Here is a 14,676-nt window from a genome sequence, read left to right on the forward strand (position 1 = left end):
GGAGTCACGTGGATCTGCAACTGACCGGGAAGACCGCGGTCGTCACCGGGGCCAGCAAGGGCATCGGGCTTGCCTGCGTCGAGGCGCTCGCGCGCGAGGGCGCGACGGTGACCGGCATCTCCCGTGATCCCGCCAATCTGGCCAAGGCCCAGGAGCAGTTCCCGGACCTGACGTTCGCGGTGGAAGCGGTCGACCTGACCGATGCCGACGCGACCAAGGCGGCCTTCGAGCGGATCGGCGTACCGGACATCCTGATCAACTGCGCGGGCGCGGCCCGGCGTACTCCGGTGGACGAGCTGGACAGCAAGGCGTTGCATGCGGCGATGGAGGCGAAGTACTTCACGTACATGCACGCGACCGAGGCTGTCATCCGCGGGATGGCGGAGCGCGGCAGCGGCGCGGTCGTGAACGTCGTCGGCCAGGGCGGCCGCGCGGCGAACCCGCTGCACATCGGCGGAGGTGCGGCCAACGCTGCGCTGATGCTCGCGTCGGTCGGCTATGCGAAGGCGTACGCCGCCCAGGGGGTGCGGGTGAACGTGATCAACCCGGGGACGACCCGCACCAACCGGGTCGACGAGGGTCTCGAGGCCGCGGTCCGCGCGACCGGCAAGTCGAAGGACGAGCTGCTCGCCGAGATGGTCCGCGACGTCCCGATGGGCCGCTTCGGCGAACCCGAAGAGGTCGCGAACGTGGCCGTCTTCCTCGCCTCCCCGCTGGCGAGCTACGTCACCGCCTCGATCATCACCATGGACGGCGCAACCACCGCCGGCATCTGATCACCGGACGGCTCCGTCGGTCGGTCGAGCGGACGGGTTCGAGAACGGGGTGATAGGGCGGTCCTGCGGTACGCCGTCCACCGTGATGTCGACGTTCTCGTTGAAGAAGGCGACGTGCCCGGCGATTGGGAGCAGGGCTGCGGTCGGGAAGTCGTAGGACCAGGCGACGTCGTGGACCGAGGGGACCGACCAGTATTCCGACGTGCGGCCCTTGTACGGGCAGGCGGTGACGGTCTCCGACGGGGTGAGGTGCTCGAGGTGGACGGCTGTCTTCGGGAAGTAGTAACGCGGTGGCAGGCCGGTCTCGAAGACGATGACGGTCGAGCTCGATTCGGCCAGGGTGATGCCGTCCACCGCCACCTCGACCCGGCGCGTGGAGTTGATCGCGTCCACGCGGGAGTACGGGTTGCGGGGATGGACGAAGACTTCCTCGTCCTCCTCGAACCAGCGGTCGAGCGCATCCCATTGGAACCGGACGCGGTCCTTTGCGACGCCGTCGTCGTACACCCAGGCGTGCCCCGATCCCGCGCTGTGCACGCGCGCCACACCGTGCTCGAACGTCTTCGTCTCGCCGGTGTCGGTCAGTACTCCGTCGGCCACGTCCGAGAGCGGGATGTAGTACTGCGGGTAGGGCGGGAACTCCCACAGGTAGATCGCGTCCATCGTGTCGAGGACGACGCGGTCGTCGAGCATCGCGCGGATCCGCCGCGGGACCGGCGCGGTACCACCGGGCGGGATCAAGGGTTCCGGGTAGGCGCTCATTGGTCCAGTAAAGCGCGGGGCCGGCCCTGGTGGTGCCGGCCCCGCGGCCCTGGAACCGGATCAGACGGTGATCCAGTCGATATCGGCGATGTAGCCGTTCGGGTTGCTGACCTTGATCGAGTTGGCCCCGGCGGTCAGCTTCATCGGCAGGTAGGTCACCTGGGGCGTACCCCAGTCGTTGTCGCCGAGACCGCTGTAGTTGGCCCAATAGGTGTCGGCGCCGTTGACCGTGAGCATGCTCTGCCGACTGGTGTCACCGTCGGTGTAGGCGATCTTGACCAGGTACGTCCCGGTCGTCGGCACGGTGATGTTGTTCAGCGTCACCGTCGACCCGTAGCCGATGTTGCCGATCTTCGAACCGCCCGAGCACAGGCTGCACCCGGAGACGCTCGCATCGCCGGTCAAGGTGCTGCTCGGCGCCTCGGCCTCGTACCGCACCGGTCCGCCGTTCTTCGCGGTGAACATCGTCACCGGCGCACTCGCCGCACCCTTGGAACCCTGCACGGTGAAGGTGTACTGCGTCTGCGGCAACAGCCCGCTGACGACCACGTTCGTGTTCGAGGTCGTCGCAACCTGCTTGCCGTTGGCAAACACCTTGTACGACGAGGCGCCGGCGCTCGGCCGCCAGGTCAGTGACACCGTCGTCCTGCTCACGTCGGTCGCGGTCAGATCGGCCGGGATCGCGCCGGTGCCGTTCGGGGTGATCTTGTACAGCTTCGACCCGTGCGCAGGTAGCTGGGAGCTGACTGCGCCGGACACGTTACGGGTGTTCTGGTTCGCCCAGATGTCGCGGACCGTCGCCTTGCCGTCGATCCCGAGCTGGGCGAAGTTGCCGGTCACCGTGGCGGGGGAGTCGGCCAGGTTGAACAGCGCGACCGTCGTACTGCCGTCCTTGTTCTGCGCGTACCAGACCTGCTGCAGCTGGTCCTGGTTCAACGGGCGGGCCGGGTTGCCGGACTGGTCGATCGCGATGACCTCGCGGTTCGTCAGCAGCTTGAGGCCGTACGCGTCCAGCTTGGTCAGGTCGTCACCCGCGAACAGCGGTGCCGAGTTGATCGCCCAGAACGTCATGTAGCTCTGGCGTTCGGCATCGGTCAGCCCGTCCATCGCGCCGACCCCGACGTTCAGCGCGTCCAGGTTGTTCCAGTGCCCGGGTCCGGCGTCGTCGATCCACTGCGGGAGGTCCCACCAGCGGGCCTTCACCGAGCTGTCCCACTTGACGATCGTGTCGCAGTAGCACTCGACGTCGGTGTCGATCCGCCAGCCGTTCGAGTTCTGCTTCCACACGTCGGCGTACCGGTGACTGAGCGACCACGACAGCGTGTACTGCATCGGCCGGCCGGCGTCCTGTACTGCGCGCCACCAGGCCTCGACGTCTTCGGTGTTGTTGTGGTTCGGGTCGTCCGGCGCGCCCTTCCAGGAACCGGGGCCGACGCCGTCCATCTTGATGAAGTCGACGCCCCAGGACGCGAACAGCTTGGCGATCGAGTCGGCGTACTTCTGCGCGCACGGGCTCTCGTAGTTGATCTTGTACGCCGCGTCCCAGCCGTTGGTCTTGCGCAGGTCGGGGTAGACGATGTCGTGGGTGAAGCAGCCGGGGGCGTCGTAGATCGGCGTGTTGCCGTCGCGGTAGACGTCCATGCCCAGACCGACGGTCGTGTAGATGCCGAACTTCAGCCCGAGCTTGTGGATGTCGTCGCCGACCGCCTTCATCCCGCGTGGGAAGCGCTTGGCCATCGCGACCGGGCGGCCGTACTCGTCACCGCCGTCCTGCCAGCCGGCGTCGACGTTGACGTACTCGTAGCCGTACGGCTTGAGCTTGGTCGCCAAAGCGTTCGCCTGGGTGAGGATGTTCTGCTCGCTGATGAAGCTGCCGGGACCGTCGGGGTTGACGCCCGGGTAGTTGGTCGACTGCAGGCTCCAGCTGCTCCAGCCCATGTAGGGCTTGGCGGCGACCTGCGGATAGGTGGCGGGGGTCGGCTTCTTCGCCTGGACCGCATCGGCCGGGGCGGTTGCGGCTGCCGTCGACACCAGGGCGATGGCAGCCAGCACGAACGTGATGCGTTTCAAGGTCATGCGATGTTCCTCCAGGGGAGGAGTGAGCGGACCTCGCCGAGCCTAGGTCGGCTTAATTTACGCAGTCAAGTATTCAACCCCGGTCACTTCCGGTGACATCGCACCGCAAGCGCGTGCCCAGGGCAGGTCCGAGTGAAAGGCAGCAGCTCGGACCTGCCCCGGGAGCTCAGTGGTGTTGCGGGCGGCGGCGTGCGCGGCTCGGACGCAGATGCGAGTCCATCCGGGCGTGCTGACGACGGCCGAGCACGAACGGGCGCGACGTGCGGGTGATCGGTGTGGTCGGCGGGGCGGACAGCACGATCTCCGTCTGCTGCAGGTTCAGCCGGATCGGGACCTGGTGCCACGGGGACCGGGTCCGAACCAGGACGAGACGGAACTGGCCGTCCCGCCGCAGCCGCAGGCCGATCGCGACCGTCGCCACCGCCGGGACCAGCCCGGCGATCAGCAGCGCGGACCGCGCACCGAAGTGCTGTGCGAGGAACCCGACCGTCGGCCCGCCGATCGCGCCGCCCCCGATGAAGACCAGGTTGTAGATCCCGGAGACCCGGCCGCGCAGGCCGTCCGGAGTGGTCAACTGGACCATCGACTGGGCCGCGGTCAGGAACATCAGCGTCGCCATCCCCATCGACGCCAGGACCGGGATGAAGGTCCACAGCGACGGCTGGATCGCGGCGAGTACTTCGGTGATCGTCAGCAGGCAGGCGATACCGATCAGGTTGCGCAGCCGGGTCGGTCGCACGCGGCGGGCCGACAGCAGCGCACCCGCCAGTGCGCCGAACGCGACGACCGAGTTCAGGATGCCGTACCCCGAAGCGCCGATCTGGAAGACCCGGTCGGCGAAGGCGGTCAACGTGACCGCCAGGCTGATCGTGAACATGCCGTAGATCCCGACGAGCGCGATCGCCCACCGCACGGCCGGCTCGTGGAACGCGTACCGCACGCCGTCGCGCAAGCCGTCCCGGATCCGGATCCCCGCGCTCGCCTTGCGGGCCGCGTGGTATCCGGGCATCTCGCTCTCCCGCATCCGCAGCAGCGCGCTGATCGAGGCGAAGAACGTGCAGGCGTTGATCGCGAACGCCCACGGCGTACCGAGCACGCCGAGCAGTACGCCGCCGAGCGCCGGCCCGACCATGCTGCCGAGCTGGAACGTCGACGACACCATGCTGATCGCGTTCCGCACCGTGTCGCGGGGGACGATCTCGGTGACGAACGACTGGCGGGTCGGGTTGTCGACCGCGGTCGCGAGACCCAGGACGAACGCCATCGTGTAGACGTGCCATACCTGGACGTGGCCGGTGAACGCGACCGTCGCGAGGATGGCGGCGCAGGATCCGAAGGTGGTCTGGGTGGCGAGCAGGACCTTCCGCTTCGGGAAGCGATCCGCGATGACGCCGCCGTACAGGCCGAGCACGAGGGTGGGGGTGAACTGCAGCGCGGTCGTGATGCCGACCGCGGTCGCGCTGCCGGTGAGCGTGAGCACCAGCCAGTCCTGCGCGATGCGCTGGATCCAGCCGCCGGTCGAGACGACCAGCAGTCCGCTGACCAGGAGGCGGAAGTTGCGGACCCGCAGCGCGCTGAAAGTGTCCTTGAAGCCCGGGCGGCGCTGCGACTCCCGGAACTCGGTGCGGTCGGTGGTGCGGTGGAGGTGGAAATCGGTGGACGGGACAGAACCGGAAGTGGCCCGGGTGGTCAAGAGCGATCCCTACGCGTGTGGACTGGTCAGGGGAGGACACGTCCATCCTCACGGTTCGGTACTGGATTCCCCCAGCGAATTACTCCTATTAGTCTTATAGCGTCACGTAATGAAGGGGTGAATCGATGTACGACCCGGACCAGTTGCGCACGTTCCTGGCGGTGGCGCAGTCGCTCAGCTTCACCCAGGCGGCCGAGCGGCTGGGTATCCGGCAGCCCACGGTGAGCCAACACGTCCGCAAACTCGAGATGGCCGTCGGGCGTCCGCTCTTCGTCCGCGACACCCGCACTGTCACGCTGACGGCGGACGGCGAGGCGATGGCAGGCTTCGCCCGCACCATCCTGGCCGCACACGAGGAGGCCGCCGGATACTTCACCGGCTCGGAGTTGCGCGGCCGGTTGCGGTTCGGCGTGACCGACGACCTCGCGCTCACTCCGCTGCCCAAGATCCTGCGCGACTTCCGCCAGCTGTATCCGCGGATCGATCTCGAGCTGACCGTTGCCCAGAGCCCGAATCTGCTCCGCCGGGTCGAGTCCGGCCACCTCGACCTCGCCTACGTGAAGCACGGCGTCGGCAGCGGCTACGAACCGAACGGCCGGCTGGTACGCCGTGATCCGCTCGTCTGGGCCGGGATCTCGGGGACCCGGATCGCACCCGACGGGCCGGTGCCGCTGGTCGCGTACCAAGCGCCGTCACTGAGCCGGTCGCTCGGTGTCCAGTCGCTCGAGCAGGCAGGTCGTACTTGCCGGATCACGTGCATCGTGCGCGGCGTCAACGGCGTACTCGCGGCTGTCCGGGCCGGGCTCGGGATCGCGATCTTCGCGCGGTCACTGATGCCCGCCGACCTGGTCGAGCCGCCGCCGAGCGCGGGGCTGCCGGACCTGCCGCCGATCGATCTGGTGCTGATCACCAACCCGCGCGCGGCGAAGGAGCCGGCCGAGGCGCTGACGGCCGCGATCCTCGGCAGCAACGCGCCGCTCAAGCCGGACGCAGGACTCGAGCCGCAGGCGCCGCCTAGATCAGTGCGTCACCGCGCAACACCAGCGTGATGATGCTGACCGCGGCGATGGCGATCGTGACCAGGAACGGCGCGTTGCGCCAGAGCAGGATCGTGACGAGCAGCGCCGCGACGACGGCGAGCGCGACCCAGCCGACGACGCCGATCGCCCCGGCGGGCGCGATCACCAGCAGCCCGGTCGCGAGTGCGAGCGGGAGCGGAGCGAGCAGGCGGGCGTAGGACCCGAGCCGCTGCGGCCAGCCTCGTACGCCGGTCGCCAGGTCGTCGGCCAGATCGGGTACGACGTTTGCCAGATGGGCACCGATCCCCAGGAGGGCGCCCGCCGCGGTGGCCCACCACGGCGCCCAGACGTGTGCGGTGCCGAGCGTCACGAACGACGGCAGTCCGCCGAACGCGACGGCGTACGGGACCCAGGAGATCGCGGTCGACTTCAGGCCCAGGTTGTACGCCCAGGCGCAGGCGACGAAGAGCAGGTGAACCAGCCCGGCCGCGAGTCCGTTGGCAAGGGAGACCGGGATCGTGACGACCAGCATGATGCCGGCACCGATCGTGAGCGTCCGGCGACTCACCAGTCCGCGCACCACGGGCTTGTCCCGGCGGTTCACAATGGTGTCGCGGGCGGCATCAATCGCGTCATTGCTCCAGCCGATCGAGAGGTGGCCGGTGAGGATCGTTGCTGCGACGAGGAGACACCCGGCCGGACTTCGCCCGGCCGACCACGCGACAGCCGTGACGAGTGCGGTCACGGCGACAGTAGGCCCGGGGTGGCAGGCGAGAGCCAGACCTTTGACGGTCTTCACCGACGTAACGATGCCACGATGACGCGGATCGCAGCGGTCCGGCCGGCGCTCCCGCCGTACCGCTATCCGCAGTCGGAGCTGACCGAGGCGTTCGCGTCGATCTGCCTGCCGGACGGCCGGAGTTCGGCGTTGCTGCGGCGGCTGCACGCGAACGCGGGGGTGTCGTACCGGCATCTCGCGTTGCCGTTGGAGCGGTACGCCGTACTCAAGGACTTCGGCGAGGCGAACGACGAGTGGATCGCGGCGGCCGTCGATCTCGGCGCGGAGGCGGTCGCGGGTGCGGTGAAGGATGCCGGGCTGACGTTGGACGACGTCGACGTACTGATGTTCACGACGGTGACCGGAGTGGCGGCGCCGTCGATCGACGCGCGGGTGGCGATGCGGCTGGGCCTGCGGGAGGACGTGAAGCGGCTGCCGTTGTTCGGGCTCGGGTGCGTCGGGGGAGCGGCGGGGATCGCGCGGCTGCATGACTACCTGACGGCGTGGCCGACGCATGTCGCCGTACTGCTGTCGGTGGAGTTGTGCTCGTTGACGTTGCAGCGGGACGACGCATCGCTGCCGAACCTGGTGGGTGGAGCGTTGTTCGGGGACGGAGCGGCCGCGGTTGTGTTGACGGGGTCGCAGCATCCGCTCGCCTCCGGGCCCTCGGTCGTGGCGACGCGGTCGCGGCTGTATCCGGACTCGGAGCGCGTCATGGGGTGGGACATCGGGTCGGGCGGGTTCCGGATCGTGCTCGGGGCGGACGTGCCGGAGGTGGTGCGTCAGTACCTGGGCGACGACGTCCGCGGGTTCCTCGAGGATCACGGGCTGACCGTGCCGGACATCGGCACGTGGGTGAGTCATCCCGGTGGGCCGAAGGTGCTGGACGCCGTCTCGGAGACGCTGGAGCTGCGGCCGGGAGCGCTGGATCTGACCTGGACGTCGCTGGATGCGGTCGGCAACTTGTCGTCCTCCTCGGTGCTGCACGTGCTCGGTGACACGATCAAGCTGGATCCTTCTCCTGAGGGTCCGGGCGTGTTGCTGGCAATGGGACCCGGTTTCTGTTCCGAGCTCGTGCTGATGGAGTGGTGATGACGCAATCCCTGTGGTGGTACGTCGCTCTCGTCGTTCTGGTCGGGCTGGAACGGGTCGCCGAGCTGGTCGTCTCGCTGCGGAACGCGAAATGGAGTTTCGCCCACGGCGGCGTGGAGTTCGGGAAGGGGCACTACCCGTACATGGTGGTGCTGCACACCGGGCTGCTGGCCGGGTGTGTGGTCGAGGCGATCGTCTCCGGCCGGCCGTTCGATCCGAAGGTCGGGTGGGCCGCGCTGGCGATCGTGCTGCTCATGCAGGGACTGCGCTGGTGGTGCATCACCGTGCTCGGATACCAGTGGAACACCCGGGTGATCGTCGTACCTGGGCTCGGGCGGGTCACGCGTGGGCCGTACCGGTTCCTGCGGCACCCGAACTACGTGGCCGTGATCGGCGAGGGGATCGCGTTGCCGCTCGTGCATTCGGCCTGGATCACCGCGATCGCGTTCACGCTGCTCAATGCTCCGTTGCTGGCGGTCCGGATCCGGACCGAGGAGACCGCGTTGAGCACTGTGCTCACTCGATGATCGATCTACTCGTCGCCGGCGCCGGTCCGGCCGGGTGCGCCACGGCGATCCGGGCTGCAATGGCCGGGCTGTCGGTCGTTGTGGTCGAGCCGCGCTCGGGACCGATCGACAAGGCGTGCGGCGAGGGCATCGCCCATAGCGCCGTCGAGTACCTCACCCGCTTGGGCGTGGAACTTTCCGGTCGCCCGTTCCACGGAATCCGCTACGTCGACGCCTCTCACCAGGTAGACGCACGCTTCACGGCCGGTCCGGGCCTCGGCGTACGCCGAACCACCCTCCAAGCTGGGTTGTTGAAGCGCCTGTCCGACCTCAACGTCCCGATCATCCAAGCCCGAGTCGGCCCCATCACCCAGAACACGCGGTCGGTCACCGCCGCCGACATCACCGCCCGCTACCTGGCCGCCGCCGACGGCCTCCACTCACCCATCCGCCGCCAACTAGGCCTCTCCCAGCCACCACGTCTCGCCTCTCGCTCTTCCGCGCCGCACGGCGGCGCAGGCGGTGTGCGGCGCGGACTTCGGCAGCACTTCGCTGTGTCTCCCTGGACCGACCTCGTGGAGGTCTACTGGTCTCGTCTGGGCGAGGCCTACGTGACGCCGGTCGCCGACGATCTCGTCGGCGTCGCCGTTCTGACCTCTGAGCGTGGCACCTTCGACTCGCATCTCCAGGCCTTCCCGGCGTTGAAGCGGCGCCTGCAGGGAGCCCCGGCTGCAAATGCTGTGATGGGAGCCGGCCCGCTCCGCCAACGCGTCCACGCCCGCACCGCCGGCCGCGTCCTTCTAGTAGGTGACGCCGCCGGCTACGTCGACGCGCTGACCGGTGAAGGGATCGCCGTCGCCCTCCGCACCTCGGCCGAGCTGGTCGACTGCATCCGCGCCGACCGGCCGCAGGACTACGAGGCCGCCTGGCGTCGGGTCTCCTGGGAGTGCCGCCTGCTCACCGCATCGTTGCTCTGGGCCCGCAACCGTCCATTGCTCGCGCCCCGGATCGTGCCGGCCGCGGCCGCCCTCCCCGGCGTCTACCGCACCATCGTCAACCGGTTGTCCTAGGCAACGGTGGGCCTGGAAAATACCGCAGGCCCGGCGATCGCTCAGACAATCGCCGGGCCCACGGGTGGCCCGAGCTTCCTGGTGAAAAGCTCGGACCCGAGCCGTTCCGGCCTCCTGGTGAAAGGCCGGACCGGCTGACAAGGAAGACTCTGTCAGCCGGATGTTGCCCAGCAGTTGCCGGAATGTGAAGCCTTGTTACATGGGACTGTGGCGTACATCTCAGTGTTCAGATCAGTGTTCGGTGCGTACGGCGGCAATCTGCAACTGCAACGCCAGCCGCTGCCGCGGATCCGCGAGATCCAGCTCCGCGATCTCCCCGATCCGCTTCATCCGGTGCCGCAACGTGTTCGTGTGCAGGTGCAGTTCCCGCGCCGCCCGCTGCGGCTGGCCCGGATAATCCAGCCACGCCTGCAACGTTTCCACGTAGCCGGTGTCGTGCTCGATGTCGTGCCGCAGCAGCGTCGCGAGCGGACCATCCATCTTGGTGGTATCAAGCGACGTGACCGCTCGATGAACGGTCAGCACATGCCACGCCTCCTCCACCTGCAGCACCGGCCCCGGCGCGAGACCCCGCCGTACCAGACCGAGCAACTCGACCGCTTCGGCGCGTGAGCTCGGCAGATCGGCCGGACCGCGCGCCGGACCGCCAGCAGCTGCGTACGTACCGGGTGCCTGCTCTTGCACGAGCTTCTGCAACCAGTTCCACGACCCTGGCCCGTCAGTGTCGGTGACAACAGCCAGCACGGTCCCGTCCAGGTCAGCGAGCTGCGGCTCACTCCACCCGTGCCGCCGACCAGTCGACTCCCACAGATCCAGCTGCTGCGGTACGTCGTACCCGTCCGGCGACCCGAGCGCCACCACCCGCCACGGCTGCCTCGGGAGCCGTACGTCAACCGGGTTGTCCGGGGAGAACTGCCGCAGGATCGTCCGCAGCCGATCGATCGCACTCCGCCGCGCCACGTCGGCCTGCGCCCGCAGCCGCAACAGGTGCAACGCGAGCACGGACGCGGCATTGCTGAGCTCCGCAGTGACCGCAGCACTCACCGGACCGTCGACAACAGCCCAGATGGAACCCAGCCACTCGCCGCCGGCCCGGACTGGTACGACGAGACGCGGGCGGATGCCGTTCGGACCATCGGGCACCAGGAACGGCTCGCTGGACCGCGCCAGTCGCCGGAAGATGCCACGGGCCCGGAAGTGCGCGATCACCTCGGCCGGAACCCGACGGCCGACGATGGTCGACACACGGGTCGGGTCAGTGAAGTCCTGACCAGAGGAGTACGCCAGGACACGCGACTGGTTGTCCTCGATGGTCACCGGGGCGTCGACGATCGCTGCGGCAGCGTCTGCCAGTGCGAACAGCTCCTGGTGTACGCCGGCGTCTCCAGCGGCAGGGGAGTCCGGCGCGGCGGCGCGGTCGATGACACCCCGCATCAGCCACACCACGTGTGCCCAGGTGACGCTCGGCTGCAGTGCGACCAGGGTCAGGGCGGTCTTGTCCGCTGCTGTGACGACAGTCGGCTCGTGCGCGAGCGCAGTACGCAGAACCACTGCGGACGCGCCGCTGGCCGCACAGCGCTCCACCAGCTCCACAGCGTCCTCTGAGTCGCGCAGACCGAGTCCGAGGACCAGATCGCCCGGCTGACCGGTCGCAGCCTCCTGCGGGTCGGCCAGGAACACGTCGCGCACCTCTGTGTCGCCCTTGCCGGTCACGACCATCTCGAAGAGGGCGGGACCGACGGCGGCGATGAGGTCAGGCGCAGTGATCACCAGGACATTGTGCAGGTTATTGTGCGATGAGCACAGTCATTCGTCTCGTCAATGGTGTGATCGCACCATGACAGCGGCTCGCGGGGGCCGCACCATCGATACATGACCACAGCTGGTTCCGCAGTACCGCACATCGTTCCTGACCGCGTCGCCGTCGTCGGCGCGGGCATGGTCGGGCTGGCCACCGCCTGGTTCCTCCAGGAGGCCGGTGTCGAGGTGACCGTGCTCGACCGTGAGGGTGTCGCCGCGGGCGCGTCCTGGGGCAACGCCGGCTGGCTGACGCCCGGCCTGGCCACCCCGCTGCCGGAACCAGCGGTCCTCAAGTACGGCGTCCGTGCGGTGCTGAGCCCTGCCTCGCCGGTGTATGTCCCGCCGACCGCGAGCCCGCGGCTCCTCAAGTTCCTCACCCGCTTCGCTCGCAACAGCACCGCCGGACGCTGGAAGACCGCGATGGAGTCGCTGGTCCCGATCAACCGCCAGGCGCTGGCCGCGTTCGACTTCCTGGCCAAGGCCGGTGTCGAGGCGCAGACGTACGAGGCCAAGTCCTTCCTGGCCGCGTACCGGACCGTCGAGGAGCGCAGCGTGCTGCTCGAGGAGATCGAGCACATCCACGCCGCCGGTCAGGGCATCGAGTTCGAGGCGATCAGCGGTGACGACGCCCGCGCGATCGAGCCCTCGCTGTCGGACGAGATCGGGGCGGCGATCCGGCTGCACGGGCAGCGGTTCATCAACCCGGGTGCTTACGTCCAGTTGCTCGCGGACTCGGTGATCGCCCGCGGCGGGCAGATCATCAACGGTGTCGTCGTGAAGGACATCGTCGACGAGATCCGCGGCGTCCGGCTGATCACCGGCGACGGCGAGACCGACCCGTTCGACGCGGTCGTGATGGCGACCGGTGCGTGGCTGGGTGACTTGGCGCGGCAGTACGGCGTGAAGACCGTCGTACAGGCGGGTCGTGGGTACAGCTTCAGCGTGCCGATGGCACATGTGCCGGCCGGCCCGGTGTACTTCCCGGCGCAGCGGATCGCCTGCACGCCGCTCGGCGACCGGCTTCGCGTCGCCGGGATGATGGAGTTCCGCAAGCCCGAGGCCAAGCTCGACCCGCGCCGGATCAACGCGATCGTCGAGGCCGCCCGTCCGCTGTTGCGGGACGCCGACCTGGACGCCCGTACGTTCGAATGGGTCGGACCGCGGCCTTGTACTCCGGACGGTCTGCCGCTGATCGGTGCGACCGCGTCGCCGCGAGTCTTCGCCGCCGGTGGACACGGCATGTGGGGTATCACCCTCGGCCCGATCACCGGCCAGCTGCTGGCCGAGACCATCACCACCGGGCGTACGCCGGAGGAGCTGCGGCCGTTCAACCCACTCCGCTGACGAACCGGCGGGACCCCGACGACGTGGTCCCGCCATCCCGCTGACCGTCTCCTCGAGCAGCCCCTCGGTGACCCTCCTCGGGCAGCACCTCATCTGCCCGCACGACCTCGGCCACCCCGTCGCCGCTCCGGTCAGCCCCGAGAGCGGGCCCTGGCGTCTTTCTCCTGCCCAGGGCCCGCTCTTTTCTGTTTTCTGTCGGTGGGCTGTGCGAGGGTGCCTGCCATGGTGCTCAGGTGGTACACGGCCGTGATCGACTGCCACGACGTCCGGAAGCAGGCGGCGTGGTGGGCCGAGGCCTTCGGCTGGAAGACGATCATCGAGACCGACGACGAATGTGTGAACGTCCCCGGCTGGGTCGAGCCGGACACCGTCAAGGACATCCCGTGGGAGCGGATCGGTCCCGGCATGGTGTTCGTCCCGGTGCCGGAAGGCAAGACGGTGAAGAACCGGCTGCACCTGGATTTCGCGCCGCACACGAGTCAGGACCGTGACGCCGAGATCGCCCGCCTGGAAGCCCTCGGCGCCCGCCGCGTCGACGTCGGCCAACCCGAAGACCCGAGCTGGACGGTCCTGGCCGACCCGGAAGGCAACGAGTTCTGCGTCCTGAGTTCCCGCGACTTCTAGGAGCTGACGGTCGGCTTCGCGCGCGTGCTCAGGACTACGCCCACGTTGCGTTGGTGCTGGACGTCATCGTCGACGAGTCGCGCCGTGGGCGGCTTCACCGATCAGGTCGGCGCGTCCACCTTGATGCGCCGAGCCACGGATACCCGTCTGATCTCTTGCTGATAGCTGACGACGCAGGCACGATCACCAGAACGCGCCAACGACGTACGGAGGCCCTGCCCGATGTCGGACGTGAACCCAACCCCACCACCCAGCCGCCACGCTCCGCCCGGCGCGCCCACGCCGTCCGGTCCGACCGGGACGCCGATGCCGTCCGGTGCAACCGGGACGCCGATGCGGTCCGGCCGACCGGTCTCGTCGCTCGGTCGCTCCGCTGCGGACAACACGCCTACGTGGACCGTGAGGGCCCGCCCCGTGGTTGACGTGTCGTCGCGCATCCTCTGCCTGGTGATCGGTGGAGCGTTGCTCGTCGCCGGGCTCGTCGGGCTGTTCACCGGCGTCGGCCAAGGCCCGCTCATCACCGTCCTCGCAGCTGGGTTGCTGCTGGTGATCATGCCGTCGATCGTCGACCGGATCAGGAGCATGCGGCTCGGCGAGTTCGAAGTACACCTCGTCCGGCAGATCGCCGCCACCGCACGGAAGACCGCTGACACCTTGCGAGCTCTCGGCATGGAGAAACAGCTCGACGCCTACGCCACGATCTACACCGAACTGCGCGGCCCCGAGCTGAAGGCGGTCCGCGGCGAGATCCTCGACCGGATCGTCCAGCGCGTCGCGAACGCGTCCGCCGTGGAGAAGTTCGACAAGGACGAGGTCCGGGACTTGTTCTTCACCGGCTCACCGATCGTCCGCGTGCTCGCCCTCGGCCTGATGGAAGGGGACCCGTCCCTCCTCGACAGCCAGGTCCTGCTGACGGCGATCAACACGTCGCTCACCGGCAACGAGCAGTACCACGCGCTCAGGGTGATCCGGAACGGCTGGGGTCAGCTCTCGCAGACGCAACGGGGCGAGCTGCTCGCCGCCATCAACTCGAATCCTCAGATCGCGAACGGCCCGGCTCGGCGCGAGGTGGCAAACGAAATCCAGGAACTCCACCGGAGTCCCTGGATTCCGTCAACCAATTGATTCAGTGCGTG

Annotated in this window: 14 protein-coding genes; 8 read left to right on the forward strand and 6 right to left on the reverse strand. The window is 68.6% G+C overall.

All coding sequences use genetic code 11. The features are described 5' to 3' along the window. Nucleotides 1-8: 8 nt before the first annotated feature. Nucleotides 9-776: an SDR family NAD(P)-dependent oxidoreductase gene (locus tag OHA10_RS24425; protein WP_371401089.1), complete on the forward strand. Its 768-nt coding sequence runs from the start codon at nt 9-11 to the stop codon at nt 774-776. Here the strand turns inward: OHA10_RS24425 and OHA10_RS24430 are convergent, their stop codons facing one another. The 3 genes from OHA10_RS24430 to OHA10_RS24440 form a co-directional block, all read right to left on the reverse strand. Further along, entirely contained in the window at nt 777-1,538 is a 762-nt protein-coding gene (locus tag OHA10_RS24430; RefSeq protein WP_371401090.1) for a DUF427 domain-containing protein, read from the reverse strand. It lies immediately after the preceding gene. Nucleotides 1,539-1,598: 60 nt separating this feature from the next. Beyond that, a complete protein-coding gene (locus OHA10_RS24435) occupies nt 1,599-3,614 on the reverse strand; it encodes a fibronectin type III domain-containing protein (protein WP_371401091.1) in 2,016 nt (671 codons plus the stop codon). Between the two features lie 166 nt (nt 3,615-3,780). Further along, on the reverse strand, nt 3,781-5,307 hold the full coding sequence (locus tag OHA10_RS24440; RefSeq protein WP_371401092.1) for an MFS transporter: 1,527 nt from the start codon (nt 5,305-5,307) through the stop codon (nt 3,781-3,783). A gap of 125 nt (nt 5,308-5,432) precedes the next feature. On the opposite strand from OHA10_RS24440, the gene OHA10_RS24445 reads away from it, so the two are divergent. Next, complete coding sequence (locus OHA10_RS24445) at nt 5,433-6,356, forward strand: LysR substrate-binding domain-containing protein (RefSeq protein WP_371401093.1); 924 nt, start codon at nt 5,433-5,435, stop codon at nt 6,354-6,356. Here OHA10_RS24445 and OHA10_RS24450 read toward each other — a convergent pair. Next, a complete protein-coding gene (locus OHA10_RS24450) occupies nt 6,322-7,125 on the reverse strand; it encodes a UbiA family prenyltransferase (RefSeq protein WP_371401094.1) in 804 nt (267 codons plus the stop codon). The genes OHA10_RS24445 and OHA10_RS24450 overlap by 35 nt on opposite strands. Nucleotides 7,126-7,143: 18 nt before the next feature. On the opposite strand from OHA10_RS24450, the gene OHA10_RS24455 reads away from it, so the two are divergent. From OHA10_RS24455 to OHA10_RS24465, 3 genes are read left to right on the forward strand one after another with little or no spacing between them, the layout of a single operon-like run. Beyond that, entirely contained in the window at nt 7,144-8,196 is a 1,053-nt protein-coding gene (locus OHA10_RS24455) for a type III polyketide synthase (RefSeq protein ID WP_371401095.1), read from the forward strand. Further along, nucleotides 8,196-8,723 carry an isoprenylcysteine carboxyl methyltransferase family protein gene (locus OHA10_RS24460; RefSeq protein WP_371401096.1) on the forward strand — a complete coding sequence of 176 codons (528 nt, stop codon included), beginning with the start codon at nt 8,196-8,198 and terminating at the stop codon, nt 8,721-8,723. The genes OHA10_RS24455 and OHA10_RS24460 overlap by 1 nt, the downstream gene beginning before the upstream one ends. Further along, entirely contained in the window at nt 8,720-9,772 is a 1,053-nt protein-coding gene (locus tag OHA10_RS24465) for an NAD(P)/FAD-dependent oxidoreductase (protein ID WP_371401097.1), read from the forward strand. Before OHA10_RS24460 ends, OHA10_RS24465 begins: the two co-directional genes overlap by 4 nt. A gap of 231 nt (nt 9,773-10,003) precedes the next feature. Here the strand turns inward: OHA10_RS24465 and OHA10_RS24470 are convergent, their stop codons facing one another. Further along, complete coding sequence (locus OHA10_RS24470) at nt 10,004-11,542, reverse strand: helix-turn-helix domain-containing protein (protein WP_371401098.1); 1,539 nt, start codon at nt 11,540-11,542, stop codon at nt 10,004-10,006. Between the two features lie 102 nt (nt 11,543-11,644). Between OHA10_RS24470 and OHA10_RS24475 the strand changes: the two genes are divergently transcribed. Both OHA10_RS24475 and OHA10_RS24480 read left to right on the forward strand, forming a co-directional pair. After that, on the forward strand, nt 11,645-12,916 hold the full coding sequence (locus OHA10_RS24475; RefSeq protein WP_371401099.1) for an NAD(P)/FAD-dependent oxidoreductase: 1,272 nt from the start codon (nt 11,645-11,647) through the stop codon (nt 12,914-12,916). Nucleotides 12,917-13,138: 222 nt separating this feature from the next. After that, complete coding sequence (locus OHA10_RS24480) at nt 13,139-13,540, forward strand: VOC family protein (RefSeq protein ID WP_371401100.1); 402 nt, start codon at nt 13,139-13,141, stop codon at nt 13,538-13,540. Between the two features lie 101 nt (nt 13,541-13,641). Here OHA10_RS24480 and OHA10_RS24485 read toward each other — a convergent pair whose 3' ends face one another. Next, nucleotides 13,642-13,926, reverse strand: a complete 285-nt coding sequence (locus tag OHA10_RS24485; protein WP_371401101.1) for a hypothetical protein — start codon at nt 13,924-13,926, stop codon at nt 13,642-13,644. Between the two features lie 28 nt (nt 13,927-13,954). Here OHA10_RS24485 and OHA10_RS24490 point away from each other — a divergent pair, with 28 nt between their 5' ends. Beyond that, on the forward strand, nt 13,955-14,665 hold the full coding sequence (locus OHA10_RS24490; RefSeq protein ID WP_371401102.1) for a hypothetical protein: 711 nt from the start codon (nt 13,955-13,957) through the stop codon (nt 14,663-14,665). Nucleotides 14,666-14,676: the final 11 nt, after the last annotated feature.

It is taken from the genome of Kribbella sp. NBC_00662, from assembly GCF_041430295.1.
In the GTDB taxonomy this organism is placed as follows: Bacteria; Actinomycetota; Actinomycetes; order Propionibacteriales; family Kribbellaceae; genus Kribbella.